Origin of the sequence: Streptomyces sp. SLBN-31, from assembly GCF_006715395.1 — a bacterium.
Taxonomy (GTDB): Bacteria; Actinomycetota; Actinomycetes; order Streptomycetales; family Streptomycetaceae; genus Streptomyces.
In genome coordinates this window covers 982526-1008313 of sequence record NZ_VFNC01000002.1, presented here as the reverse complement: position 1 = coordinate 1008313, position 25788 = coordinate 982526, and the positions used below count along the sequence as shown (strand labels likewise).

Annotated in this window: 21 protein-coding genes; 9 read left to right on the top strand and 12 right to left on the bottom strand. The window is 72.6% G+C overall.

Translation table 11 applies throughout. The features are described from left to right. Positions 1–131 precede the first annotated feature (131 nt). A complete protein-coding gene (locus FBY22_RS24595; RefSeq protein WP_142149393.1) occupies positions 132–1850 on the top strand; it encodes a hypothetical protein in 1719 nt (572 codons plus the stop codon). Between the two features lie 73 nt (positions 1851–1923). Here the strand turns inward: FBY22_RS24595 and FBY22_RS24590 are convergent, their stop codons facing one another. The 8 genes from FBY22_RS24590 to FBY22_RS24555 form a co-directional block, all read right to left on the bottom strand. After that, positions 1924–2565: a cutinase family protein gene (locus FBY22_RS24590; RefSeq protein ID WP_142149391.1), complete on the bottom strand. Its 642-nt coding sequence runs from the start codon at positions 2563–2565 to the stop codon at positions 1924–1926. A gap of 81 nt (positions 2566–2646) precedes the next feature. After that, on the bottom strand, positions 2647–3897 hold the full coding sequence (locus tag FBY22_RS24585) for a CdaR family transcriptional regulator (protein ID WP_142149389.1): 1251 nt from the start codon (positions 3895–3897) through the stop codon (positions 2647–2649). A gap of 122 nt (positions 3898–4019) precedes the next feature. Beyond that, positions 4020–4961, bottom strand: coding sequence for an alpha/beta hydrolase family protein (locus FBY22_RS24580; RefSeq protein ID WP_142149387.1), 942 nt, complete (start codon positions 4959–4961; stop codon positions 4020–4022). A 22-nt stretch (positions 4962–4983) separates the two neighbouring features. Beyond that, the gene (locus FBY22_RS24575) at positions 4984–8988 is read right to left on the bottom strand and encodes a type I polyketide synthase (RefSeq protein WP_142149385.1); all 4005 of its coding nucleotides are present in this window, start codon (positions 8986–8988) and stop codon (positions 4984–4986) included. Then, entirely contained in the window at positions 8985–10706 is a 1722-nt protein-coding gene (locus FBY22_RS24570) for a fatty acyl-AMP ligase (protein WP_142149383.1), read from the bottom strand. The genes FBY22_RS24575 and FBY22_RS24570 overlap by 4 nt, the downstream gene beginning before the upstream one ends. Positions 10707–10809: 103 nt before the next feature. Further along, on the bottom strand, positions 10810–12384 hold the full coding sequence (locus FBY22_RS24565) for an acyl-CoA carboxylase subunit beta (RefSeq protein WP_142152496.1): 1575 nt from the start codon (positions 12382–12384) through the stop codon (positions 10810–10812). Between the two features lie 128 nt (positions 12385–12512). Further along, positions 12513–13964: a cytosine permease gene (locus tag FBY22_RS24560; protein WP_260845105.1), complete on the bottom strand. Its 1452-nt coding sequence runs from the start codon at positions 13962–13964 to the stop codon at positions 12513–12515. A 101-nt stretch (positions 13965–14065) separates the two neighbouring features. Further along, positions 14066–15514, bottom strand: coding sequence for a glyceraldehyde-3-phosphate dehydrogenase (locus tag FBY22_RS24555; RefSeq protein ID WP_142149381.1), 1449 nt, complete (start codon positions 15512–15514; stop codon positions 14066–14068). Between the two features lie 177 nt (positions 15515–15691). Between FBY22_RS24555 and gndA the strand changes: the two genes are divergently transcribed. The 7 genes from gndA (at position 15692) to FBY22_RS24520 (ending at position 22467) form a co-directional block, all read left to right on the top strand. Further along, positions 15692–17131 carry an NADP-dependent phosphogluconate dehydrogenase gene (gene gndA, locus FBY22_RS24550; protein WP_142149379.1) on the top strand — a complete coding sequence of 480 codons (1440 nt, stop codon included), beginning with the start codon at positions 15692–15694 and terminating at the stop codon, positions 17129–17131. Between the two features lie 327 nt (positions 17132–17458). Then, a complete protein-coding gene (locus FBY22_RS24545) occupies positions 17459–17659 on the top strand; it encodes a hypothetical protein (protein WP_142149377.1) in 201 nt (66 codons plus the stop codon). 129 nt (positions 17660–17788) lie between these two features. Beyond that, positions 17789–19288 (top strand): cytosine permease, encoded by a 1500-nt coding sequence (locus tag FBY22_RS24540; protein WP_142149375.1) that lies wholly within the window; start codon positions 17789–17791, stop codon positions 19286–19288. After that, the gene (locus FBY22_RS24535) at positions 19285–19833 is read left to right on the top strand and encodes a cysteine hydrolase family protein (RefSeq protein WP_142149373.1); all 549 of its coding nucleotides are present in this window, start codon (positions 19285–19287) and stop codon (positions 19831–19833) included. The genes FBY22_RS24540 and FBY22_RS24535 overlap by 4 nt, the downstream gene beginning before the upstream one ends. Beyond that, positions 19830–20564, top strand: coding sequence for a peptidase E (locus tag FBY22_RS24530; protein ID WP_142149371.1), 735 nt, complete (start codon positions 19830–19832; stop codon positions 20562–20564). Before FBY22_RS24535 ends, FBY22_RS24530 begins: the two co-directional genes overlap by 4 nt. A 167-nt stretch (positions 20565–20731) precedes the next feature. Beyond that, positions 20732–21133: an SseB family protein gene (locus FBY22_RS24525; protein WP_142149369.1), complete on the top strand. Its 402-nt coding sequence runs from the start codon at positions 20732–20734 to the stop codon at positions 21131–21133. A gap of 212 nt (positions 21134–21345) precedes the next feature. Beyond that, the gene (locus FBY22_RS24520; RefSeq protein WP_142149367.1) at positions 21346–22467 is read left to right on the top strand and encodes a hypothetical protein; all 1122 of its coding nucleotides are present in this window, start codon (positions 21346–21348) and stop codon (positions 22465–22467) included. A gap of 139 nt (positions 22468–22606) precedes the next feature. Here FBY22_RS24520 and FBY22_RS24515 read toward each other — a convergent pair whose 3' ends face one another. After that, on the bottom strand, positions 22607–23524 hold the full coding sequence (locus FBY22_RS24515; protein ID WP_142149365.1) for an oxidoreductase: 918 nt from the start codon (positions 23522–23524) through the stop codon (positions 22607–22609). Between the two features lie 100 nt (positions 23525–23624). Between FBY22_RS24515 and FBY22_RS24510 the strand changes: the two genes are divergently transcribed. Continuing rightward, positions 23625–24224 carry a TetR/AcrR family transcriptional regulator gene (locus FBY22_RS24510; RefSeq protein WP_142149363.1) on the top strand — a complete coding sequence of 200 codons (600 nt, stop codon included), beginning with the start codon at positions 23625–23627 and terminating at the stop codon, positions 24222–24224. On the opposite strand, the gene FBY22_RS24505 is transcribed toward FBY22_RS24510, so the two are convergent. The 3 genes from FBY22_RS24505 to FBY22_RS24495 all read right to left on the bottom strand — a co-directional run bounded on the left by FBY22_RS24505 (position 24225) and on the right by FBY22_RS24495 (position 25781). Further along, the gene (locus FBY22_RS24505; protein ID WP_142149361.1) at positions 24225–24611 is read right to left on the bottom strand and encodes a MarR family winged helix-turn-helix transcriptional regulator; all 387 of its coding nucleotides are present in this window, start codon (positions 24609–24611) and stop codon (positions 24225–24227) included. 73 nt (positions 24612–24684) lie between these two features. Next, a complete protein-coding gene (locus FBY22_RS24500) occupies positions 24685–25035 on the bottom strand; it encodes a VOC family protein (RefSeq protein WP_142149359.1) in 351 nt (116 codons plus the stop codon). Positions 25036–25139: 104 nt separating this feature from the next. Then, positions 25140–25781, bottom strand: coding sequence for a class I SAM-dependent methyltransferase (locus tag FBY22_RS24495; protein WP_260845104.1), 642 nt, complete (start codon positions 25779–25781; stop codon positions 25140–25142). Positions 25782–25788 lie beyond the last annotated feature (7 nt).

Genomic DNA, 25788 nt, shown 5'->3' with positions numbered 1-25788 from the left:
CGGGGCTACATAGTTCGGCCACGACGTATCCGCGCAACCACCATGCGGTGGTGTGACAAACGTGCAGTCGGGAGCTGAGACTTTGTGAGCACCGCCCCGACTCCGGTCCCGCGCGGTCCTACGGTCCGGCCATGGACACGAGTCGTAGCAGAAGAACCCCGAAGGCCCTGCGCACGGCAGCGCTCGCGGCGCTGCTGACCACCGGGGCGCTCACCGCGGCCGCCCCAAACGCCCACGCGGGCGGCGCGCGCACCGAGACGCCGGTGGGCACCGCGGCCGGGGTCACCGAGTCCGTGGTGCGGGTCAAGGTGCCGCTGCCGGCGTCCTTCGGGGCGCGTCCGGCGGCGTGCGACTGGCTGTCGTACCTGCGCTACCGCTCCTCCGCGGGGCCGGCGGCCTCGGCCGACGCCGACCGCGTCCTGGTCGCCCAGCCGGGCATCCTGGAGGGCGCCGGAGCCTTCGACAGCGTCGCCCGCAACACCGTGACCAGCGCCGCCGAGCAGGGCGAGCACATCGAGTTCTGGGCGCTGGACCGGCGCTCCAACTGCCTGGAGGACCACACCGGCGTCGACTCCGGCGACCAGCACACCGCCGTCGACTACTACTACCGCGGCAAGCAGGTGAACGGCCGCACCTTCGCCGGGTTCGCCGACAACGGACAACTGGGCTGGATGGCGAAACTCGGCATCCGGCAGACCGTGCGCGACCAGTACGACCTGCTCACCGCCGAACTGCCCGACCAGAACCTGCGCAAGCGGAAACTGCTGTGCGGCGGGCACTCGCTCGGCGGTGTCGTCACCGGCTACTTCGCGACCGCCGACTTCGACGGCGACCCCGCCACCACCGCCGACGCCGGATACAACCAGTGCGCCGGCTACTTCGCCCTCGACACCACCGTCTCCACCTCACTCGCCGACCTGAGCGGCAGCATCCCCGACGACACCGACCTGCCCGACGTGGGCCTCGGCTACGCCGCTGTCCAGGCCGGCCTGGACAGCGGCGTCCTCCCGCGCTCGCTGTCCGCGCCGGTTCTGCTCAACCCCGAGACCATGACCCTGCTGGCCATCGCCGGGGTGGGCGCCCTGCAGAATCCCGGCGGCGAGTCCGACCTGCCGGCCTACCTGCCCTCCAACACCAACATCGAGGCGACCAACCGCTTCCTGTTCTCCAGGGACCCCACCACCTTCCTCACCGGATCGCCCTCGGTGAAGGACTTCCGGCTCACCCACCAGGCCGTGCTCGGAGCCCTGCTGGACGACAACTCCGTCCCCCTGGCCTTCCTGCAGAGCAGCGTCGGCTTCTTCGACGGCGGACCCGTCACCGACAAGAACTTCCCAGCCGCCAACGGAGGTTCACCGCAGCCAGGACTGTTCGGTACCCGGTACAAGGCCATCCCGGCCGAGCCGCACGGCCCGCTCTACACATGGCGCGATTACGACCGTGTCGGCGCCCCGGACGACCCCGGCTACCGTTCCTCCGACGGCACGCCGTTCACCGGCGCCGGTGAAGAGGTCACCGACATCCAGGAGTTGGCGCGCAGCCTGGCCCGGCAACCGCTGGACTTCACCGAGCAGTACTTCCCGACGAAGCTGGTCACCGACATCGAACTGGCCGCCTCGCCCCAGGTGAGGCAACTCGTCGTGCACCCGGACGGGCTGACCGCCGATCCGACGCTCACCGTGCTCGCGGGCGACGGACTGCTGGCCGGCCGCGTCCCCGCCGACCTGCACCCCGTCATCGCCGACGGCTACCAGCACCTGGACGTGCTCACCGCCGCGCCCGTGCAGAACGACGGACGGCCCGAGCCCGTCTCCATCAACCTCGCACGCTTCGCCGAAAACCCCCAGTGACCGGCGCACGGCACGAGCCGAGGGCCCGGGAGCAGATCCGCTCCCGGGCCCTCGGCGTGGCCGGCGCCGGCCGTCAGAGCCTGGTCGCCGCGAAGTCGGCCGCCGCGCCCGCATTGGCGGTGTAGCCGAGGTGGGCCAGGACGTCACCGCCGCCGTTCTCGCAGATCGGGTCGCCCTTGGCGCAGAAGTCGACGGTGCGGCTCTGGTAGGGGCCGGTGACGCTCTTGCCCAGGGCCCGGATCGGGTTGCCGAACAGCAGCACCGCCGCGACTCTCGGCGCCACGGCGGCGGGAAGCGTGGCCACGATGGGGCTGCCCACGACCGCGCCGTCGCTGCTGATGCCGATGGAATTGTCGACCACATTCGCGCCCTGCGAATAGCCGACGAGAATGAAACGCTGGTTGGGGCAGGCCGCCGCCTGACTGTTGACGTGGTTCACGAGGTCCGCGTTTCCCTGCGCGGCCGACGTGAGAGAAAGGTCGGCCGGGTAGTTCACCTTGTAGCCGGAGAGGCTACGGCCGGTCAGTTTCTGCTGCAGCGCGGAATACACGGGGTCGCCGACGATCGCGCCCAGCGTGCCGGGCTCGAACGTGCCGCGGGCCGCGACGACGTCGATGTCCGAGCAGGTGGCGGCCGTTGCGGCGGGCGCCGAGAGGGTGGTGAGTCCGGCCCCGCCGACCAGGGAGAGCGCGGCGAGGCACAAGCGGATACGCATGGGGATCCTTTGCGGGTCGGGCGCGTTGCGCGCCTTGGGGAAAAGGACCCCCCGAACGTATTCGCGTTCCGTCACGGGGTGTTATTGCGGGGAATTCAGAAATTCCCCTGATTTTGTTGCCCGCAGACGGGTCTCCTCGGCACGCAGCGCGAGAATCATCTCCAGGCGGGCGTCCGGGTCGTGCAGAGCGTCGCCGAAGACCTTCTCCAGTTGCCGCATCCGATAGCGGACCGTCTGCGGGTGGACGTGCAGCCGGGTGGCGACGTCGGGGACGTTGCTGCCGCTGAGCAGCCAGGCCAGCAGCGTCTCGGCGAGGCGGGCGCGCTGGCCCTCGGAGACCCGCTCCAGCGGTGCCAGGGCGCGCGCCCGGAGCTGGACGAGCAGCGGTTCGTCGCTGTGCAGCAGCAGGGTCGACAGGTGCTCGTCGCACCGCACGACACCCTGCCGGGGCAGAATGCCCCGCCCCATCAGCCCCAGCGCCAGCGACGCCCAGCGCAGCGACCGCGCGGCCTCGGCGAGCGGCACCGTCGGCCCGATCGCCGCCGGACGGCCGCGCAGCGCCAGCGCGAAGGCACGCCCGGCGAAGCGGCCGGTGCCGTCGGGATCGGGTACCAGCATCCGCGGCGGCCGCGACCCCATGTCCACGAGCGCTCCCGCCGCCGCGAGCGGCCGGTCGTCCTCGCGCCGCTCGCCGGCGGCGGCGAGCGCGACGACGGCCACGTACCGCGGCACCGACCACCGTGCCCCGTGCGCCAGTTCGTGCACGGCCTCCACCGGCACCGGCCCGTCGCCCAGCAGCAGGTCCAGCAGCCGCCGGCGCCGCCGCTCCAGCTCGTCGGTGCTGCGCAGCCGCGCGTCCGCGTACCCCTCGGCGGCCGCCTCGGCGACCTCGTGCACGGTCCGGAAGGCGAGTTCACCGAGCGTGGCCACCACCTGGGAGTCCAGCCCGAGCTCCTCCACGGTCCGGCCCATCAGCCGCCAGGCGTGCAGCCCGCCGATCCGCAGCGCCGACTGCAGCGCGTCCAGGCCGCGGCCCACCAGGGCCTCACCGCGCCCGAGTTCGTAGTACGTCGCCGCGATCGCGTCGCCCGGGCCGCGCGGGTCGGCGATGTGGTCGACGAACAGGGTGAGGGCCTGCACCACGCCGGCCCGCAGATTCCTCGTATAGGCACCGTCGGCCGGGCCCGCGTACTCGGGGACCTGTCTGCGGACCTCCTCCTCCACCTCGTCGGCGACCGCCTCGAGCCGGGAACGCAGCAGCTCGGCCAGATCGGGCGGGAGCAGTGGGGCCGCCCGCCCGGCCGGCCCCTCGTGGGGGGTGGGGACGGCCATCGAGGTCACTCCTTTCATCCGGAACAGGCTCACCCGCGCGCTGTTGCCCGTGGGACGAGGGGCATGTCCCGTGTTGGACGGACGCCCCCTGCGCTCCGTTCCGTGCCCCGACGGCACCGACATCACTCCGGCACCCCCAGCGCACGGGCGAGCATCGGCCACGACGCGGTGAACTCCTGCTTCCAGTACTGCCAGCTGTGTCCGCCGCCCGAGTAGAAGTGTTTCGTCACGGCGATGCCGAGCCGGTCGAGGGCGTCGGTGAAGCTGTGCGCCGACGGCCACAGGGCGCTCTCCAGCGCCTCGGGCAGCCAGTCGCCGATGCCGCCCAGCACACCGCTGCCGCCGGAGACGTAAAGGGGCGTGCCGCGCAGTCCCTGCGCGCGGGCCCTGGGGTTGAAGTTCTGCCAGGTGAGCAGGTCCAGCACGGGGTTGCCCCACAGGGACAGGGGCGCCAGGTTCTCGCGGGCCACGATCGCGTCGACGAGCGTCGGCACGCCGGGGAAGGTGGTGTCGAGGATGCCGCTGTAGGAGGCCGCGGCCGTGAACGCGCCCGGGTGGCGGGCCGCGTGGGCCATGGCGCCGTAGCCGCCCGTGGAGACGCCGGCGACGGCCCGCACCGCGGAGGCCCGGTAGTCGCGGGCGAGCAGCGCCGGCACCTCCGAGAGCTGGAAGGTCTCGTAGTCCGGGCCGCCCCGCCAGGCCGTGGGAATGCCCGTGGGCCCCGCGTCCGGCATGGCCACGATCAGGTTCCGGCCCTCGGTGAAGGCCTCGATGTCCGTCTCCCTCGTCCAGGACGTGTAGTCGTCGTGGGCGCCGTGCAGCAGGTACAGCACCGGGTACGTCCGCCCGGGCTGGGTGTCGAAGCCCGACGGCAGGATCAGCCGTACGGGCGCGCTGCGGCCCAGCGCGGCGGACGGGAGCGACACATCGAAGGTGCGGGCCGTCAGACGGGTGGCGGCCCGCGCGGTGCCGGTCGCGGCGCCGAAGAACGCGGCCAGTCCGGTGGCCGCCGCCTTGGCGACGGTGCGTCGGGACACTGCGGCGGTGCGGTGCGGGTGGGACATGGCGGCTCCTCGGGTCTCCGGTTCAGCGGACCTGCTCGGCGAACTCCCGCCGCAGCCGTGCGGCGAGCTCGTCGACGTGGGGCGGGTCGAGGAGCGACAGATGGTGCCCCGCGACCGGTACGACGGTCAGCCGCGGACACACCTCGTCCCAGCCGAGCGCCTCGTCGTCGCGTTCGTAGGCCGGGTCGCGCACCGTGTGCGGCGCGGGCTCGGTCGCCCGGTACAGCACCACCGGCCCGTCGTAGCGCCGTGGCCGGTGTGCCTCGCCGATCCTCAGGTCCAGGTAGGAGGCGCGCTGGTGCTCCAGCGCGGCGGCCGGCACCTCGGCGGCCTCGCGCAGGGCCCCTAGCACGGTGTCGATGCGCTCGCCGTCGTCGTCCATCGCGACGAGCTCGTCGTACGGCAGCTCCAGCCGCACCCCGTATACGTCCGCCACGTGCGCCGCGAAGCCCGTGAGGTGGGCGCGGAGCCGGTCGGCCCGGGGGTGGGGCCGTACGGAGTCGATGAGCACCACCAGCTCCACCTCGCGCCCGGCGTCCGTAAGTTGCCGCGCCGTCTCCTGCGCGACGAACCCGCCGAAGGACCAACCGCCGAGCAGGCAGGGCCCGTTCGGGTGGGCGGCCGTGATGGCCCGGGCGTAACGACGGGCCTTCTCGGTGACCGTTCCGGCTTCCTCGATCCGGTTCAGCCCGTACACCGGCCGGTCGTCGCCGAGGCGTTCGGCGAGCGTCCGGTAGACGTCGGTCGTCCCGCCCGCGGCGTGGACCAGGAAGAGCGGGGTCCCGGAACCGGTGGCGTTCAAGGTCCGCAGCGGGCCGGAGTCACCGGCGGGGAGGGCATGTCGGAGGCGGTCGGCGAGGTCGCCGAGCCGGGCAGCGCCCATCAGGTCGCGCAGCGGCAGTTCGGTCCGGAACTCGCGCTCCAGCGCGGTGCGGACGCGGACGGCCATCAACGAGTCCAGTCCGAGGTCGGCCAGCGGGGTGGCGGCGGTGAGACGGCCCGGCACATGGCCGGTGACGGCCGCGAGGTGGTGACGCAGGCGGGCGGTGACGGAGTCCTCGTCCTCCACCGGTTCCTTCTTCGGCGTCGCCGGGGGCGCAGTCCGCCCGTCCGTCCACCAGTGCCGCGCGTGCCGCCAGCGCGGCACGGGCAGGTCGGTGACGCGCCCGGCCGGCAGCGGCAGCCGCAGGCCCGCCGCGTACAGCACGCCCAACCGGCCGAGGAAGGCGGCCGAGTCGTCGGCGTCCCGGCGGAGCGTGCCGAGGGACAGGGCGCCCGGCGCGGTCCCGGTGAGGGCACGCAGCAGAACCGGGTGGGGCGAGATCTCCACGAAGGCGGTGTGACCGTCGGCCGCGGCGGCCGCGACGGCCCGGTCCAGACGGACCGGCCGCCGCAGGTTCGCGACCCAGTGGGCGGCGTCGAAGACGCTCTCCCCGCGCGGGTCGTCGAGGACGGTGGAGTAGACCCGCACCCGAGGCCGCCTGCCCTGGACGTCGACGAGCGAATGGGCCAACTCGGGCAGCAGAGGGTCGACTTGGGGGGAGTGCCCGGCGCCGACGACCTTCATCGCCTTGACCGCGCGCCCCCGGTCCTGGAGCCGTCGTACGAGGCGGGCCACCGCCGCCTCCTCCCCGGTGACGACCTGCTGTCCGGGTGAGGAGTGCACGGCGATATGGACACCGGTGAACTCCCGTGGCAGCGCGTCGACTTCGGCCTCGTCGAGGTCGACCACGGCCATCGAGCCGCCCCGCAGCCGGCTGAGCAGCCGCGCCCGTACGGCGACGATCCGCGCCCCGTCCGACAGGTCCAGGGCTCCCGAGCAGACCGCGGCGGCGACCTCGCCCACGGAGTGGCCGATGACGGCGGCGGGCTCGACACCGTGGGCGCGCCACAGTTCGGCGAGGGCCACCTGGATCCCGAACAGCACGGGCTGGGCGACCTCCAGGAGCTCCATCCCACCGCCGGAGGCGAGGTGGTCGTAGAGCGAGAACCCGCACTCGGCGGCAAGTTGGGCATCCGCCTTCTCCACCGCGGCCGCGAACGCCGGCTCCTCGGCGAGCAGTCGGCGGCCCATGCCGGCCCACTGGCTTCCGTGCCCGGAGAAGACCCACACCGGCCCGCGCCCGACACGATCCCGGTCCTCGGTCACCACCCCGTCGTGCGCCCGCCCCGAACCCAACGCGCCCAGGGCTTCGATGAGTTCGGCGCGGTCACGGGCGACGACCGCGGCCCGCACAGGACCCCGGCCGGTCCGCCCCGCGAGCGTGCGCGCGACGTCGGCCGGGTGCGCGCCGGCGCCCGCGGGGGTGCGGAGCCAGTCGGCGAGCCGGGACGCGGTGTCCCGGACCCGTTCCGCGTCGACGTCGGACAGCAAGTGCAGCCGGGCGGCCGGATTCTCGGGGGACGGAGTCGGGGCGGGCCGCCATTCCTCCAGCACCGCATGGGCGTTGGTGCCACCGAAGCCGAACCCCGAGACGCCCGCCACGGCCGTGCCGCCGTAGCGCGGCCAGGGCTCGGGCTCGGTCACCACCCGCAGCCGCGTGCCGTCCACGGCGCTGCCGGCCGCGCAGTGCAGGGACGGCGGGACGATGTCGTGGTGCAGGGCGAGGACGGTCTTGACCAGCCCGGCGATGCCCGCGGCCGACTCCAGGTGACCGAGGTTGCCCTTGACCGAGCCCAGCAGCAGCGGCTGGTCGGGGTCGCGGTCCGTGCCCAGGACCGCGCCGAGCGCGCCCGCCTCGATCGGATCGCCGAGCGGGGTGCCGGTGCCGTGCGCCTCCACATAGTCCACTTGCGCCGGCACGACACCGGCCCGCGCGTACGCGGTGGTCAACAGGGCTTTCTGGGCCGCCGGGTTGGGAGCCAGCAGGCCGTTGGAGCGGCCGTCGGAGTTGACGGCCGTGGCCCGGATGACGGCCAGCACACGGTCGCCGTCCCGTTCGGCGTCGGACAGCCGTTTCAGCAGTACGGCGGCGCAGCCCTCGCCACGCCCGATGCCGTCCGCCGCCGCGGAGAACGGCTTGCAGCGCCCGTCCGGGGCCAGGGCCCCCGCCCGCCGGAACGCGACGGTGACGGTGGGGGAGAGCAGCAGGTTGACGCCGGCGGCGATCGCCGTGTCGCTCTCGCCCGTCCGCAGACTCACACACGCGTGGTGCACAGCGACCAGGGACGAGGAGCAGGCGGTGTCGACGGCCATGCTGGGCCCCCGGGTGTCCAGGACGTAGGCCAGCCGGCCCGCGGTGACACTGAGCGCGGCGCCCGCCGGGGCCCACGGGTCGACCGCGCCCGGGTCGGCGCCGGTGAGTCCGCCGTACTCCGGCGCCGAAACGCCCACGAACACACCGGTGTTGGTGCCCGCCAGGGAGGCGGCCGGGACGGCGGCGTGATCGAGCGTCTCGTGGACGACCTCCAGCAGGATCCGCTGCTGCGGGTCCATCACGGCGGCCTCGCGCGGGGTGATGCGGAAGAAGTCCGCGTCGAACCCCGCGATGTCGTCCAGGTAGCCGCCGTAGGGGAGCGCGTCGGCGGGCGGAAAGGGGGTGAAGTCGCGCCACCGGTCCTCGGGCACCCGACGGACCGCGTCGACACCCTCGCCCAGCAGCCGCCAGTAGTCGTCCGGTCCGTGCACCCCGCCGGGCAGCCGGCACCCGACGCCGATGACCGCCACGGGTTCGCCGGAGGCCAACGCCCCCTCGGTCGGAGCGGGTTCGCCCGACGGCAGCTGTCGTGCCGTCCCGTGTCCGCCGGAGATCCCCGGCCGGCCGTCGTCCGCGGTGGCGGCTTCCGGCGGGCCGCACAGGCGCTCCACCAGCGCCTCCCCGGTGGGTGCCTCCCACACCAGGGTCGCGGGCAGCTCACGTCCGGCCAGGGCGGACAGCTCCCCGGCCAGGGTCACCGCGTCCCGCGAGGACATGCCGAGATCCGCCAACGGCCGGTCCATCGGGGCCTGTTCGGCCGCCGTACCGCCCCACTCGGCCACCCGCCGGGCGATCAGCCGGCGCACCGCCCGCTCGTCGACGGCGCTCACCGCACCCCCTCGGCCGGGTAGGCGCCCGCCAGGTACCGCTCGCGGGTCAGCGACCGCGACACCTTGCCGCTGGAGGTCCGCGGCACGGTGCCCGGCGGTACCAGGACGACATCGGCCAGCCGCAGCCCGTGCCGGGCCGACACGGCCGCGCGCACGGCACCCTTGAGGGCAGGAACGTCGATCTCGGCCAGGGACGTGCCGCGCACGTGCTCGGCGACGACGACCACCCGCTCGCCCGAGGCGCCCGAAACCCCGAAGGCGGCGAGCCGGTCGGGCCGCAGGGCCGGGTGCGCCTCCTGGGCGGTGGCCTCCACGTCCTGCGGGTAGTGGTTGCGGCCGTCGACGACGATGAGGTCCTTCAGCCGGCCCGTGACGATCAACTGCCCCTCCAGCACGGTCCCGAGGTCTCCGGTGCGCAGCCATCCGTCGGGACCGAAGACGCGCCGGGTGTGCTCCTCCTGGTTCCAGTAGCCGCGCCCGACGTTCGGTCCCTGCACCCGGATCTCGCCGACCTCGCCCTCGGACAGGACGGCGTCCGTCACCGGGTCGGTGATGCGCACCCGCTGGCCCGCCGGTGCGCCACAGCCCGCCAGCAGCACGGCCCTGGGGTCGTCGGGCCGGGCGGGCAGCGCCTTGCCGATCGCCAGGGCATCCCGGTCGAGGGCGAAGCGGTGCGGCGGTTCGCCGGGCCGGGCGGCGCTGACGAAGACGGTGGCCTCGGCCAGTCCGTACGACGGGCAGTGCGTCGCCGGATCGAACCCCTGGGCGGCGAAGGCGGCGTGGAAGCGGTCCGCGGTGCCCGGGCGGACCGGCTCGCTGCCGTTGATCAGCGCGGCGATGTCACCCAGCCGCAGATCCGCCTTCTGCGCCTCGGTGACGGCGGCGGCGCAGTAGTCGTAGGCGAAGTTGGGTGCCGCGCTCACCGCCCGTGGGTGCGCGCCCAGCAGCCGCAGCCAGCGCACCGGCTCGTGCAGGAACGCCACCGGGTCCATCAGCACCGAGAGCAGCCCGCGCACCACCGGGGCGGCCACGCTCAGCACCAGCCCCATGTCGTGGTAGAGCGGCAGCCAGCCCACGCAGGTCACCGGGTGGGCGTCGGCGGCGTAGGCGGTCAGGGCCTGGCAGGCGTTGGCGACGACGTTGGCATGGGTGATCTCCACGCCCGCCGGGGTGCGGGTGGAGCCGGAGGTGTACTGCAGGTAGGCGACCGCCGACTCCCGCGGCGGCACCGGCTGCCACCCGTCCGCGGCCGTGTCGGGCACCTGGTCCGCGACGACGACCCGGGCCGCGGTGTCCGCGCGGAAGTCCCGCACCGCGGCGGCGGCCTGGCTCGTGGTCACCACGACCGTCGGACGCGCGTCGGCGAGCACCGCCGCGAGCCGGTCGCCGTGCCCGGGCAGGTCCGGCGGATACAGCGGTACCGCGACCAGACCGGCCGTGAGCGCGGCGAGGAAGGCGGTGACGTACTCCGTGCCCTGCGGACACAGCAGCGCGACCCGGGCGCCCGGTTCGGCGTCCTCGGCGAGCCGGGCGGCCAGGGCGCGCACCCGCAGGTCCAGGCGCCGCCAGGTCAGCGTGCGGTGGACGCCTCGGGAGCCCGGCGCGGGATGGTCGACGTAGGTGAACGCCCGGCGGTCGGGGGTGGTCTGCGCCCAGTGCCGCACGAGTTCCGGCAGGCTGCGGTGGGCGGGCACGAGCGGGGAGCGGCGGCTGTCCATCGGGCATGGCTCCTGACGTGGTCGGCGTGTGGGGCGCGGCGGTGGGAGCGGTGCGCGGGGTCAGAGAGGGCAGGGTTCAGCGGGTTCAGAGCGTTCAGTGGGTTCAGAGGGGGATGTTGCCGTGCCGGCGCTCCGGCATCGGGGCCCGCTTGCCGCGCAGGGTCCTGAGCGCGCGGCACACCTGATCGCGGGTCTCGTGCGGCGCGATGACCGCGTCGACGTAGCCGCGCTCGGCGGCGAGGTACGGGGTGCCGTGGGTGCTCTCGTACGCGGCGACGAGCCGGGCCCGCAGCGCCTGCGGGTCGGCCGCGGCGGCCAGTTCGCGCCGGTGCAGGATGCCGACGGCGCCCTCGGCGCCCATCACGGCGATACGGGCCGTGGGCCAGGCGAGGTTGACGTCGGCACCCAGGTGCTTGGAGCCCATCACCGCGTATCCGCCGCCGTAGGCCTTGCGGACGACGACGGTGACCTTGGGGACGGTCGCTTCGGCGTACGCGTACAGGAGTTTGGCGCCGCGGCGGATGATCCCCGCCTGCTCCTGGCGGACGCCGGAGAGGTAGCCCGGCACGTCGGCGAAGGTCAGCACCGGGATGCCGAACGCGTCGCAGAACCGTACGAAGCGGGCCGCCTTCTCCGAGGCGTCGATGTCCAGCACACCGGCCGCGTGCAGGGGCTGGTTGGCGACGACGCCGACGGTACGGCCCTCGACCCGGGCCAGCGCGCAGACGATGTTGGGCGCGAACAGGGCCTGGACCTCCAGGAGTTCGCCGTCGTCGACGACCGCGTGCAGGATGTCCCGCATGTCGTAGGCCTGTCCCAGCCGGTCGGGTACGACCTCGTCCAGCCAGGCGCCGTCGCGCGCCGAGCCGGGGGCGTACTCCGGGGGCCGTTCGAGGTTGTTGGCGGGCAGGTACGACAGCAGGTCGCGCACGGTGTCCAGCGCGTCCTCCTCGTCGGCGGCGAGGAAGTGCGCGTTGCCGTTGACGGTGTTGCTGGTGCGGGCGCCGCCCAGCTCCTCGGCGCTGGTGCGCTCGCCGGTGACGGCCTCGATGACGTCCGGGCCGGTGACGAACATGTGGGAGGCGCCGTCCACCATCACCGTGAGGTCGGTGATGGCAGGGGAGTAGGCGGCGCCTCCCGCGCAGGGGCCGAGGACGACGGAGATCTGCGGGATGACCCCGGAGGCCCTGACGTTGCGGCGGACCAGCTCGGCGTAGAGGGCGAGGGAGGCGACGCCCTCCTGGATGCGGGCCCCGCCGCCGTCGTTGAGCCCGACGACCGGGCAGCCGATCTTCAGGGCGAGGTCCATCAGGGCGACCGTCTTCTCGCCGAAGGCCTCGCCCATGCTGCCGCCGAAGACCGTGGAGTCCTGGGCGAACACGCAGACGGGACGGCCGTCGACCGTGCCGTGTCCGGTGACCACCCCGTCCCCGTACGGGCGCCGGGCACCGTCCCCGGCCCCGCGGGCCCGCACGAACAGACCGGTCTCGGTGAAGGAGCCCGCGTCCAGCAGCCGTTCGATCCGCTCCCGCGCACCGAGTCGCCCCCGCCGTCGCGCGCCGCCCGGGGCCACCGCCCGTACGCGGCGGCTCTCCAGTTGGGCGAGCTGCGCGGCGGTGCCGTCGGGGGCGTGCGCCGCCGTGTCCCCGTTCCGGGATGTCGTCGCCTCTCGCGTCACAGCCACCTCCGAAGTGGCTTTCGAATATGGCAGCGAGGCCACGGCGAGGGGGATGGTTGAGGGTTGTGTTTTGCGGGAGTTGAGTGCCCGGGGAGCGCGGTTAGTGCGGCGGTGACAAGGCGGGCGGGTCAGGGCTCGCGGTGCTCGTGCGCCGCGAGCTCCAGTGCCTCGGCCTCCGCCTCGGCCACCCGCTGCTCGGCCGCCACGTCGATCGAGCGGGTCAGCCACCAGTACAGCAACGCGGAGACCGGCAGTCCGATGAACAGCGAGATGTCGGCGCCGTCGAGGGCGTCGGCGACCGGCCCGGTGTAGAGGGTGCCGACGGAGAAGAACGGGATCATGACGGCGAAGCCGACCAGGTAGGCGATGATGCCGTGCCAGCCCCAACGGCCGTACAGCCCGCGCGGGTTGAAGATCTCGGCGATGGCGTAGTGGCCGCGGCGCACCACGTAGTAGTCCATCAGGTTCACCGCGGTCCACGGGATGAAGAGATAGAGGACCAGCAGCAGGAAGTTGTTGAAGTTCTCCAGGAAGTTGGACGTCGCGGCCAGTGCGCCGACCAGGGAGAGGACCGCGGTGAGGCCGATGGTGACCAGGCGGACGGCGAGGGTGGGCCGCACCCGCTTGAACGAGTCGATGGCGCTGATCAGGGTGAGCGAGCCGCCGTACATGTTCAGCGCGGTGACCGAGACCAGGCCCAGCGCGGCGAACAGCAGCACGATCGCGCCGAAGCCGCTGAACACCTTGTCACCCGCCGTGTTGATCGACCTGATCGTGTCGAAGTCCTTGCCCGCCCAGGCGGCGAGCAGGGCGCCGAGGACCATCAGCCAGATGCCGCCGAGGGCGGAGCCGAAGTAGGTCCAGTAGAAGGTCTTGCGGACCGTGACGTTCGGCGGCAGGTAGCGGGAGTAGTCGGAGACGTAGATCGCCCAGCTGATCTGGTAGCCGGCGACCACGCCGAACTGGGCCAGGAACGGCGTCCACTTGAAGGCGCCGAGGTCGAAGGAGCCGGCCGGGTAGTGCAGGGTGAGAAGGACGCCGACGGTGAAGACGCCGAAGACGACCAGGAAGGTGTAGGTCAGGAACCGTTCGGCCTTGTGGATGATGTCGTAGCCCACCAGCGCGATCACGAGGGCGAGCACGGTGACCACGACCACCCACAGCTTCACTCCGCCGTGCACGGTGGTGTGCATGGCCTCGCCCGCGAGGATCGTGTTGAAGACGTTGAAGCCCGCGTACTGGACGTAGGCGAACAGCCAGACCAGCAGGGCGCCGACGTAGCCGAACTGGGGCCGCGACTGGATCATCTGCGGCAGGCCCAGCTGGGGGCCCTGGGCCGAGTGGAAGGCCATGAAGAAGGTGCCGAGGACGGTGCCCGACACGATCGCGATGAGCGACCAGATCAGGTTGCCGCCCTCGGTGATGCTGATCAGGCCCACGGCCAGCGTGGCGATCTGCGCGTTCGACATGAACCACAGCGGGCCGAGGTGCCACAGCTTGCCGTGGCGCTCGTCCAGCGGGACGTAGTCGATGGACCGGATCTCCAGGCCCTGCACCCGCGGTTCGGACGTTGTGGTCACGGCGCCTCCAGAGAACAGATCCACCCTGTGGCCGGATTCATTCCCTGGAACGGTCTGGTCAAAGGTGGCATTGCCGACCCTTGACCAGACGCGCTCCCAGGTCAGGCAGCCGGACTCGGGAAGGTCGGGTACTCGACGCCGGAGACGTGCTGGACGACCCGGATCACCTGGCAGGAGTAGCCGAACTCGTTGTCGTACCAGAGGTAGAGGATCGCGTTGTCGCCCTCCACCTTGGTCGCGCCGGCGTCGACGATGGAGGCGTGCCGCGAGCCGATGAAGTCGCTGGAGACCGCGTCGGGGGCGGTGGTGAAGTCGATCTGGCGCTTGAGCGGCGAGGTCAGCGACACCTCGCGGAGGTGGTCGAGGACCTCCTCGCGGTCGGTCTCCCGGGCGAGCTGCAGGTTGAGGATCGCGATCGAGACGTCCGGGACCGGGACGCGGATCGAGCTGCCGGTGATCCGGGCCTTGAGGTCGGGCAGAGCCTTGGCGACGGCGGAGGCGGCGCCGGTCTCGGTGATGACCATGTTCAGCGGCGCCGAGCGGCCGCGGCGGTCGGCCTTGTGGTAGTTGTCCAGCAGGTTCTGGTCGTTGGTGAACGAGTGGACCGTCTCCACGTGGCCGCGCAGCACGCCGTACTCGTCGTCCATGGCTTTCAGTGGCGGCACGATCGCGTTGGTGGTGCAGGACGCGCAGGACAGGATCTGCTCGTCCGGCTTGATCGTGTCGTGGTTGACGCCGTGCACGATGTTCGGGACGTCGCCCTTGCCCGGCGCGGTCAGCACGACCTTGTCGATGCCGGGACGCAGGTGCTGCGACAGGCCCTCGCGGTCGCGCCACTTGCCGGTGTTGTCGATGAGGATCGCGTTGCGGATGCCGTACGCGGTGTAGTCGACCTCGGAGGGGTCGTTGGCGTAGATCACCTTGATCGCGTTGCCGTTGGCGAAGATCGTGCTCGACGCCTCGTCCACGGTGATGGTGCCCTGGAACTGCCCGTGGATGGAGTCCCGGCGCAGCAGCGAGGCCCGCTTGACGATGTCCTGCTCGCCGCCGCCGCGCACCACGATCGCGCGCAGCCGCAGTCCGTTGCCCGAGCCCGACTTCTCGATGAGCAGGCGGGCCACGAGCCGGCCGATGCGGCCGAAGCCGTACAGGACGACGTCCCGGCCCTCGCCGCGTTCGATCTTGTTGGCGCCCGTGGCACCCGCGACGGCCTCGGCGGTGAACTCCTCCACCGTCAGACCGCGGTCGTCGCCGCGGTAGGTCGCGGCGAGCATGCCGAGGTCGATCTGGGAGGGACCGAGGTCGAGCGCGGTCAGCGCCCGCAGGAACGGCATGGTCTCGGTGACCGACAGCTCCTCGCCGGCGATCTGCCGGGCGAAGCGGTGGGTCTTGAGGATGCTCACCACCGACTTGTTCACCAGGGAGCGGCTGTGCAGCAGGACGGTGACGTCCCGCTCGCGGTGCAGCTTCCCGATGAGGGGGATCATCGACTCCGCGATCTCCTCGCGGGTCTTCCAGTTGGTGAACGAGTCGTCGTTGACAGCAGTCACTGATCCATCTTTCGAGCTAGGCGGCGCTCATATGTTAAACCCTGGTTGATCGATCGTTTGAGCGGGGTTCGTCACATCCGCCTCCGCGGAAATCGAGACGATCCGGCCGCCCGTCCGTACCTGACGGGCATGGGGCACGCCCGCCCCGCCACCGCTCCGATTCAAGGGACGAACTCCATGAACGCAACCGCAGCCATCGGCGTGACCGGCCTGGGCGTGATGGGCCGCAACCTGGCGCGCAACTTCGCCCGCAACGGCTACACCGTCGCCGTCCACAACCGCTCGGCCAGTCGCACGCGCGCGCTGATCGAGGTGTACGGCGACGAGGGCGCGTTCGTGCCCGCCGAGACGGCCGAGGAGTTCGTCGCCGCCCTCGAACGCCCCCGCCGCCTCATGATCATGGTCCAGGCGGGAGCGGCCACCGACGCCGTCATCGACGAGTTCGCCCCGCTGCTGGAGCCCGGCGACATGATCATCGACGGCGGTAACGCGCACTACTCCGACACCCGCCGCCGCGAGGCCGCCCTGCGCGAAAGGGGCCTGCACTTCGTCGGCACCGGCGTCTCCGGCGGCGAGGAGGGCGCGCTGGAGGGACCGTCGATCATGGTCGGCGGCTCGGCGGAGGCGTACGACGTCCTCGGGCCGATGTTCGAAAGGATCAGCGCCAAGGTCGACGGCGAGCCCTGTGCCGCCCACATCGGCAGCGACGGCGCCGGGCATTTCGTCAAGATGGTCCACAACGGCATCGAGTACGCCGACATGCAGCTCATCGCCGAGGCCTATGACCTGCTCCGCCAGGTCGCCGGGTACACGCCCGCCGAGATCGCGGACGTCTTCCGCAGCTGGAACCGGGGCCGCCTCGGCTCCTACCTGGTGGAGATCACCGCCGAGGTCCTCGCCCACACCGACGCCGAGACCGGGGCCCCCTTCGTCGACATCGTCGCCGACGCCGCCGGCCAGAAGGGCACCGGCCGCTGGACCGTGCAGACCGCGCTCGACCTGGCCTCGCCCGTCACCGCCATTGCCCAGGCCACCTTCGCCCGCGCCGCCTCCGGCCAGAGCGAACTGCGCGCCGCCTACGCCGGGCTGCCCGGCGGCACCCGGCCCGCGCTCAGCCGTACCGAGGCCGAACGCTTCACCTCCCAGGTGGAGCACGCCCTGTACGCCTCCAAGGTCATCGCCTACGACCAGGGGCTGAAGATGATCCAGGACGCGGCCGCCGAGTACGGCTGGAAGATCGACCTCGGCACGGTCGCGAAGATCTGGCGCGGCGGCTGCATCATCCGCGCCTCCTTCCTCGACCGCATCCGCGCCGCGTACGCCGCCGACCGCGAACTGGTCAGCCTGCTCGGCGAGATGGAGTTCGCCATGGAGATCACCGACGCGCAGGTGCCCTGGCGGGAGACCGTCGCCTCCGCGGCCCGCCGCGGCATCCCCGTCCCCGCCTTCTCCGCCGCGCTCGCCCACTACGACACCCTGCGCGCCGACCGCCTGCCCGCCGCCCTCCTGCAGGGTCAGCGCGACTACTTCGGCGCCCACACCTACCTCCGCACCGACCGCCCCGGCGCCTTCCACACCCACTGGGCCGCGCCCGACCGGACCGAGACCCCCGCCTGACCCACACCGCCGTGACCCCCGGGCGAGGGGTCGTTCCCTTCTGCGTGATCCACATCAAGCGCGGACTCCTCACGGGCCGCCAGCGGCGCTCGCCGCCCTGGCGGCCCTGACCGCTCCCGCCGCCCACGCGACCGACGACGTCCCCTGCCACGGCCCCGTCGAGCGGGACCTCACCGATCCGCTCTCCGGCCGGGTGTGGCCGGGCACCACCGTCCTGCACTGCAACCTCACCCGCGGGCATGTCCCGGTGTTGGCCTCCCGCTCACCGGGCGCCCTCGTCGTCGGCCACCTCGAACAGGGCACGCGGCGAACCGGTCAGTCACCGAGATGAAGGGCCAGACCGTCCGGGACGGCACCGCCGAGAACAACTGGTGGGGCAGCACCATGGCGGACAACGGCCGCTGGGGCTGGGTCCCCGAGGTCCACTTCGCCGGCGGCGACAACAACGAGGACGACGCGGGCCTGCTCATGCCTGGCGGCTACACCTGCGCGAACGTCTGCGCACCGCTGCCGTTCTGGGCGCGCTGAGGCTCCCGAGGCGGCATCGCCCCGCGCGGTCCGGGGCGAGCGCGGCGCGGCGGTCCCCATTGATCATTGACGGCCGACCGGCCCCGACTTAGCCTCCAGCCATCACGCGCGCGACACGGGAGGTCGTCGATGGCAGGGTCCCCGGACAACCCCGAGGGCAGAGCGGCGGCCCGGCAGCTCCAGGTGGAGACGCACGGGCTCGACGTGATCGGCGACGCCGAGCGCAAGGGCACGCCCCGCACCCTGTTCTGGCCCTGGTTCGGAGCCAACGTCTCCATCCTCGGACTCAGCTACGGCGCCTTCGCGCTCGGCTTCGGGATCTCCTTCGGGCAGGCGCTGATCGCCGGGATCGTCGGCATCGTCTTCTCGTTCCTGCTGTGCGGTTTCATCGCGGTCGCCGGCAAACGCGGCTCCGCGCCGACGATGGTGCTGGGCCGGGCCGCCTACGGGGTACGCGGCAACCGCCTGCCCTCGGTGATCTCCTGGGTCCTCACCGTCGGCTGGGAGACCGTGCTGTGCGCGCTGGCCACCATGGCCACCGCCACCGTCTTCTCCCGCCTCGGCTGGGGAGGCGGGACCGAGACCAAGGTCGTCGCCCTGATCATCGTCGGCGCGCTCACCGTCGTCGGCGGAGTCATGGGCTTCGACCTGATCATGCGGCTGCAGACGGTGATCACCGTGGTCACGGGCGTCCTCACCGTCGTCTACGTCGTCCTCGTCGCCGACCACATCCACTGGAGCACCGTCAGCGCGATCCCGGCGGGCTCCGCGCAGGAGTTCATCGGCGCGCTCGTGTTCATGATGACCGGCTTCGGCCTCGGCTGGGTCAACGCCGCCGCCGACTACTCCCGCTATCTGCCGCGCGGCTCTTCCAGCCGCGGTGTGATCGGCTGGACCACCTTCGGCGCGTCGGTGGCCCCCCTGCTCCTGCTGGTCTTCGGCCTGCTGCTGGCGGGCTCCTCCGACAGGCTCGGCACCGCCGTCGCCGCCGACCCCATCGGCGCCCTCACGACCCTGCTGCCCACCTGGTTCCTGGTGCCGTTCGCCGTCGTCGCCGTCCTCGGCCTGGTCGGCGGCGCCGTCCTCGACATCTACTCCTCCGGCCTCGCCCTGCTCTCCGCGGGCCTGCGCATCCCCCGCTACCTGGCCGCGCTCATAGACGGCGTCCTCATGATCGCCGGCTCGGTCTACATCGTGTTCGTCGCCGACGACTTCCTCGGCCAGTTCATGGGCTTCCTCACCACCCTGGGCGTCCCCATCGCCGCCTGGTGCGGCATCATGCTCGCCGACCTCGCCCTGCGCCGCCGCGACTACGACGAGAGCGACCTGTACCGCCCCGCCGGCCGCTACGGCGACGTACCCCTCACCCCGCTCCTGCTCACCGTCGCCGCCACCGCCCTCGGCTGGGGCCTGGTCACCAACTCGGCCGCCCACTGGCTCACCTGGCAGGGCTACCTGCTGCAGCCCTTCGGCCTCGGCGGCAAGAGCGGCGCCTGGGCCTACGCCAACCTCGGGGTCCTCGCCGCCCTCGCCCTGGGCTTCCTCGGCACCCTCGCGCTGGGCCGCGGGCGGGTGCGCGACCAGGAAGCGCAGGCCCCGAGCCAGGCGGACGCGGGAGCGGTCGTATGACCAGCGGACTGCTCGCCGTCATCGACATGCAACGCGTCTTCGCCGAACCCGACAGCCCCTGGGCGGCACCGCGCTACGCCGAGGCCGCGGCGGGAGTACGACGCCTGCTGCCGGCCCACGGCGACCGGACCGTCTTCACCCGCTTCGTGGCCCCCACCCGCCCCGAGGGCGCCTGGCGGGCCTACTACGACCGGTGGCCCTTCGCCCGGCAGGCGCCGGATGCCCGCCTGTGGGAGCTGACCGACGACTTCGGCGACCTGGCCCCGCGCGTCCTGGACGCGCCGACCTTCGGCAAGTGGGGCCCCTCCCTCGCCGCCCTCGCGGAGCCCGAGGGCCATCTGGTCCTGGCCGGGGTGAGCACCGACTGCTGCGTGCTGTCCACCGCCCTCGCCGCCGCCGACTCCGGCATCGAAGTACTGGTCGCCGCGGACGCCTGCGCGGGCGCCGATGACGACTCGCACGCCAAGGCGCTGCACATCATGGACCTCTACCGGCCGTTGGTCCGAGTCACCACGGTCGCCCAGTTGCTCGCGGAGGCGCAGTGAGAGCCGGAACGAACCCGACCCCGAGCCCGCGACGCCGCGTGGCCCTCCTCGGCGGAGGCTTCAGCAGCGACGACGACGGGCTCCTGGACGACTGGATGCTCAGCCATGTGCGCACCGACTGGCCGCGCATCTGTTTCCTGCCGACCGCCAGCGGTGACGCGCCCGAGTACGTCGAGCGGTTCCTCGACGCCTTCCGGCCCCGTCGGCACTGCATGCCTTCCGTACTTCCGCTGTTCGAAAGGGAGTTGGACAATGACGCCCTGCGCGCGCATCTGCTCGCGCAGGACGTCGTGTACGTGGGCGGCGGCAACACCGCCAACATGCTCGCGGTGTGGCGCGTGCACGGCGTCGACCGGCTGCTGCGCGAGGCCTACGACCGCGGCACCCTGCTGTGCGGCATCAGTGCCGGCGCCAACTGCTGGGCGGAGGGCTCGCACACGGACTCCTTCGGCCCGCTGACCTTCCTGCGGGACGGACTGGGCCTGCTGCCCGGCTCCGTCTGCCCCCACTACGACAGCGAACCGGGCCGGCGCCCCTCCTACCGGTCCGCCGTCGCCGCCGGATCGCTGCCGGCCGGCTGGGCGCTGGACGACGGGACGGGCGCCCTGTTCACGGACGGCCGGCTCACGGAGACTGTGACCCGGCTGCCGCACGCCCGTGTGCACCGGGTGGAGCCGGACGGGCGCGGCGGCGCCGACGAACAGGCGCTGGAGTGCCGGCCGCTGCCCTGAACCGCCGGAGTCGGCACGGTCCGCCTCAATGCGCTGGACGAACCGCCGCGATTTCCCCGGGCGTCACGGGAATGGCCTGCCGGGGTTCGGGTACGCGAGCAGAACCGTGCCCGGACGCGATCATGCCCCGGGCAGGCCGTACGACCGCCGCTACCTGGGGACTTTCCATGGACACACCTGCCAACGACCACCCCGCCACACCGGCCCGGCAGGCGCTGGACGCGCTGGCCGTGAACACCGACGACACCGCGGCGCTGGACACCCTCGCCGGCAGCGAGGTGCTCGTGCCCGTACCCGACGACGCGAACCAGGAGGACGGCGCCGACCCCTCGGCCGTGGCGCTGCCCGTCCTCGAGCAGCCGGGCGGTGACCCGGTGGTGCCCGTGTTCACGTCGGAGGGAGAACTCGCCGACCTGCTGCCCTTCGTCTCGCGCTACCGGCTGGTGCCGCTGGGCGCGCTCGCCTCGCAGTGGCCCGCCGACGACCTGTCGCTGACCATAGACGCCGGCTCCGACCGCCCCCTGACGCTCACCTCGGAAGGCGTCCGCACCCTGCTGGCCCGGCCGTAACGCGCATCGGCCCCACGGGGCCGGCCCGCCGCTGCCCGCGAGATGTTGCGTTGGTCCCGACCGCCTAGCCGTCCTCGTCGAGGGAGCCGAGGTCGCCGGTGGCGAACCACCCGTCCCCCGAGTGCGAGGCCGATCGTGGGGCATCGTGCCGGCCCCGACCTGCGTCTCCCCGCCACTGATCGCCGGGCCTCGGCTCGGGTCACAATGGCCGCATGACATGGATCTCCGGCGTGGCCGGTGGGCTGCTGCTGGCGGTCATGGGCCTCAGTGTGCTGCGCACTCTGGTCGTACCCCGAGGCCTGTACTCGACGCTGGTGTACCGGCTGTGGTGGACGCTGCGCCGGCTGCTGCGGCTCGCTGCGCCGCGCGGTGACTACGGCGCCATCGACCGCGCGCAGACCTGGCTCGCTCCGCTGATCCTGATCGGCATGCTCGCCAGCTGGCTGGGCGGCGCCCTGGTCGGCTTCGGGCTGTTGCTGCACGCCCTGTCCGGGCTGTCCTGGGGCAGCTCCTTCCGGGAGGCGGGCTCCAGCCTGCTCACCCTCGGCTTCGCCAGCGGCGCCCGGCTGCGGCTGTCCGCACTGGACTTCGTCGCGGCGGCCACCGGCCCCGTCCTCATCGCCCTGCAGATCGCCTACCTGCCCACGCTCTACGCGGCCTACAACCGCCGTGAACTGGAGGTGACGCTGCTGCAGTCACGGGCCGGCGAACCGGCGTGGGGTCCGGAGATCCTGGCCCGGCAGTACCTCGTCGACACCGAGACCGCGCTGCCGGAGCTGTACCGGGCCTGGGAGCGGCTGGCCTCCGACATCGGCGAGAGCCACTCCACCTACCCTGTGCTGCTGGCGTTCCGCTCACCCCGGCCCTACCGGCACTGGCTGGTCGGCCTCGTCGCCGTGATGGACGCGGCGGCCATGCAGCTGGCGCTCACTCCGCGCAGCGCCCCGCCCGAGGCGCGCCTGGTGCTGCGCGCCGGGTTCACCGCCCTGCGTGATGTCGCCCGTGCCCTGCGCATACCCTTCGACCCCGATCCCGACCCGGACGCCCCGATCCAGCTCGACCCCGTCGAGTTCGAGGCCGCCGTCGCCATGCTGGAGGCGGCGGGCTTCCGCGTCGAACGCGCCACCGCCGAGGCCTGGCCGCACTTCCACGGGTGGCGGGTCAACTACGAGTCGATCGCCTACCGGTTGTGCCGCCGCTGCGACGCCGTACCGGCCCTGTGGACCGGCCCGCGCGACTTCACCTCGACCCCCATCCCCCCGCGCCGCCCGGCGGACCGCAGACCGGGCGAGGACTCCTCGGGCCGACCACCGGCAGCGGGACCGACGAAGTGAGTCAGGGCGCGGCGCGTGGCCGGGCGGGTGGTGCCGCGTCGCGTGTGTGCCCGACCGGGGCCCGTCAGAAGCCGACCGCGGTGACCAGGCAGGCGATGCCGAGAAGGAGTACGGCCGCCAGGAGCAGCGCCGTCACCGCTCACACCCGCGCGACGGCCGCGGACAGCGGGAAGGCGACGCCGGTCAGTTCCTCGGAGACGTCCCACAGGCGGCGGGCGGTGACCGGGTCGCTGGCCGCCGCGGAACGGCCGACCAGGGCCGGGGCACCGCGCATCTCGCCGAGGCCGTCCGGCCCGACGTAGCTCGCGCCGGGCAGGTCCTGGACGGCGGCGTACAGGGTGGGCAGGGCGCCCGCCTTGTTGTCCTGGGCGACGAAGCGGTTGCCGAACCGCATCAGGAGGCGGCGCACCGCGCTGCCGTCGTGGCTCTGGAGGTTGGTCGCGGCCCACCCGGGGTGCGCGGCGAGCGCCCGCATGGACGAGCCCGAGGCCTCGAGCCGGCGCTGCAGTTCCAGGGTGAACAGGAGGTTGGCGAGCTTCGACTGGCTGTAGGCCTTGATCGGGGCGTATTCGCCGGTCAGGTTGAGGTTGTCGAAGTGGATGCGCGGGCTGCCCGGCATCCGGTGCGCGCCGGAGGACACGGTCACCACCCGGTCGGTGATGTGCGGCAGCAGCAGGTTGGTCAGGGCGAAGTGGCCCAGGTGATTGGTGCCGAACTGCGTCTCGAAGCCGTCCTTCGTGGTGGACTCCGGGATGTTCATGACGCGGGCGTTGTTGACGAGCAGCTCCAGATCGCCCTGCCACTGCGCCGCGAACTCCCGCACGGAGGCAAGGTCGGCGAGGTCGAGACGGCGTACCTCCACGCTTCCGTTCACCCGCGCCGCGGCGGCCGTGCCCCGAGCCGGGTCCCGCACGGCGAGCACCACATGTGCGCCGGCGCCGGCCAGCGCCTCCACGGTGGCGATGCCCAGCCCGCTGTTGGCGCCCGTGACGACGGCGGTACGGCCGGTCTGGTCGGGGATGTCGCTGAGATTCCACTTGCTGGATCGAGTAGCCATGACCGCAAATGTAGGCGGCGCCAACAATGCTGTCAATGACAACAATGGTGACGGCGGCAACAATGTAGGCGTCACAAACATGACCGTTACACTGAAGCCCATGCACTCCCGGACTCGCCGCTACCACCACGGAGATTTGCGCGCCGCCCTGATGGCGCGAGCCGAGCAGACGCTCCGCGAGAGGGGGCCGGCCGACCTGTCGCTGCGGGAACTCGCCCGCGATCTCGGCGTCAGCCACGCCGCGCCGAGCCGTCACTTCAAGGACAAGCAGGCGCTGCTGGACGCGCTGGCGCAGGCCGGATTCGAACGGCTGCGGGAGGTCCTTGAGGCGTCACAGCAGGGGGCCGGCGAATCCTTCGCGGAGCGTTTCGACGCGATGGTCCGCGCCTACGTGGGCTTCGCCCTGGAGAACGCCGCGCTGCTGGAGCTGATGTACTCGCTCAAGCACGCCCCGGAGGCGTCCGAGGCCCTGGTCGTGGCCACCGAGCGCTGGTCGGAGCTGCTCGAGCGGCTGATCGAGGAGGGGCAGCGCAGGGGCGAGGTGCGCAAGGGGTCGCTGGAGCGGGTCGGGAGCCCGATCTTCGCGGTGCTGCACGGCTACGCCGACCTCGCGGCGACCGGACACCTGCCCCCGGAGGTCGGCGAGACGGGGCTCGACGACGTCATCGCCTTCGTGCTGCGGGGCTGCGCGCCGGACTGATCAGCCCAGGATGCGCCCCAGCGCGGCGCGCTGCAGCGGCAGGACCTCGGTGTGCAGGTCGCGCCCCTTGCGGGTGAGAGCGACGTACACGCCCCGCCGGTCCTCGGCGCAGACGGAACGCTCGACCAGGCCGTCCTTCTCCAGCCGGCCGATGAGGCGGGACAGCGCGCTCTGGCTGAGATGCACCCGCCCCACGAGGTTCTGCACCCGGCACTGGGCGCCCTCCTCGGGCGCCTCGGACGCGAGGATGTCGAGCACCTCGAAATCGCTCGCGCCCAGGCCGTGCGGGTGCAGCGCCCGGTCGATCTCGCACATCGCGCGCGCGTGCACGGACAGGATGTCCCGCCACTTCGCCTCGAGCCGGGCGTCTGCCGTCTTCACCGCCATACCCGCACGGTAACACCGAATCGGCCAGTTGTTGAGTGTGCAACTAGTGCGGATGCATGCGGCCCGCGGAACGTCAGGCGGCGGGGTCCTGGAGCAGCCCGATAAGGTTGCCGTCCGCGTCCTTCAGGGAGGCGATCAGCCTGCCGTTGCCCACGTCGCGGACGTCCTCCAGCACCTCGGCACCCGCCTCCACCAGCGCGGCCAGACGTCCCCGGATGTCGGAGACGTGCCAGTACGGCACCGGCCCGGTCCACCCCTGCGCGTGGCCGTTGGGGTTGAGACCGATGTCCTGTCCGGCGTCCTTGAAGCCGACGTAGTACGGCTCGTCCGCGTAGGGCTCCGTCTCCAGCAGGGCGCTGAACACCGCCTTCGCTCGGGCGATGTCCTTGACGGGGTAGATGATCGTGTTCAGGCCGGCGGTCATGGCGTTCTCCTCGACTCGGCGGTGTCACCGACGGATTTCGTCGGTGATGTCACGCTAGAGCGGGGGAGCGGGGTGGGGCTTCTCGGATCCTGACCGGTTGCGATTCAGACATCCGCCACCAGGAGCCGGTAGCCGACGTCGAGGGTGTCCAAGGTGACCAGACCGGCGTGCCGTGCCTGCCAGCGCCCCGCCGCGAGGTCGTCGGCGAGCGCTGCCAGCCCGGGTGCGACGGCGTCCTCGCCGGTCTGCGCGAACAGGGAGATGCCGGCCCTGACCCGAGGATCGAGATAGGCGTGGGGGCGGCGCCAGAACGCGGCGCCGAAGCCGTCCGTGCAGTCGTGCGGGACGGGCACCGGCTCCGCGCGCGCCCCGCCGAGCAGGGCCGCGAGGCGGTCGACGGCGACGGCCCGGGAGTCGTCGAAGGCGGCCGCCGCGGGCAGGTACTCGCGCACCAGCCAGAACCGCTCGCGGAAGATCCGCTGATCCCAGGTCAGAACGACGATCCGGCGGCGGGCGACCCTGCGCAGTTCGGCGATCCCGGCCGCCGGGTCGGTCCAGTGATGGACGGTCAGCAGCGCCATGACGGCGTCGGCGGCGCCGTCCCGCAGCGGAAGACGCTCGGCCACCGCGCACACCGCGGGCGCGCTCCCCAGCTGGCGCTGGGCCACCATGACCCGGCTGGGCTCGACGGCGAGCACGGTGCGCGCGGGCTCGTAGGAACCGGTGCCCGCCCCGACGTTGACCACGTCCGTG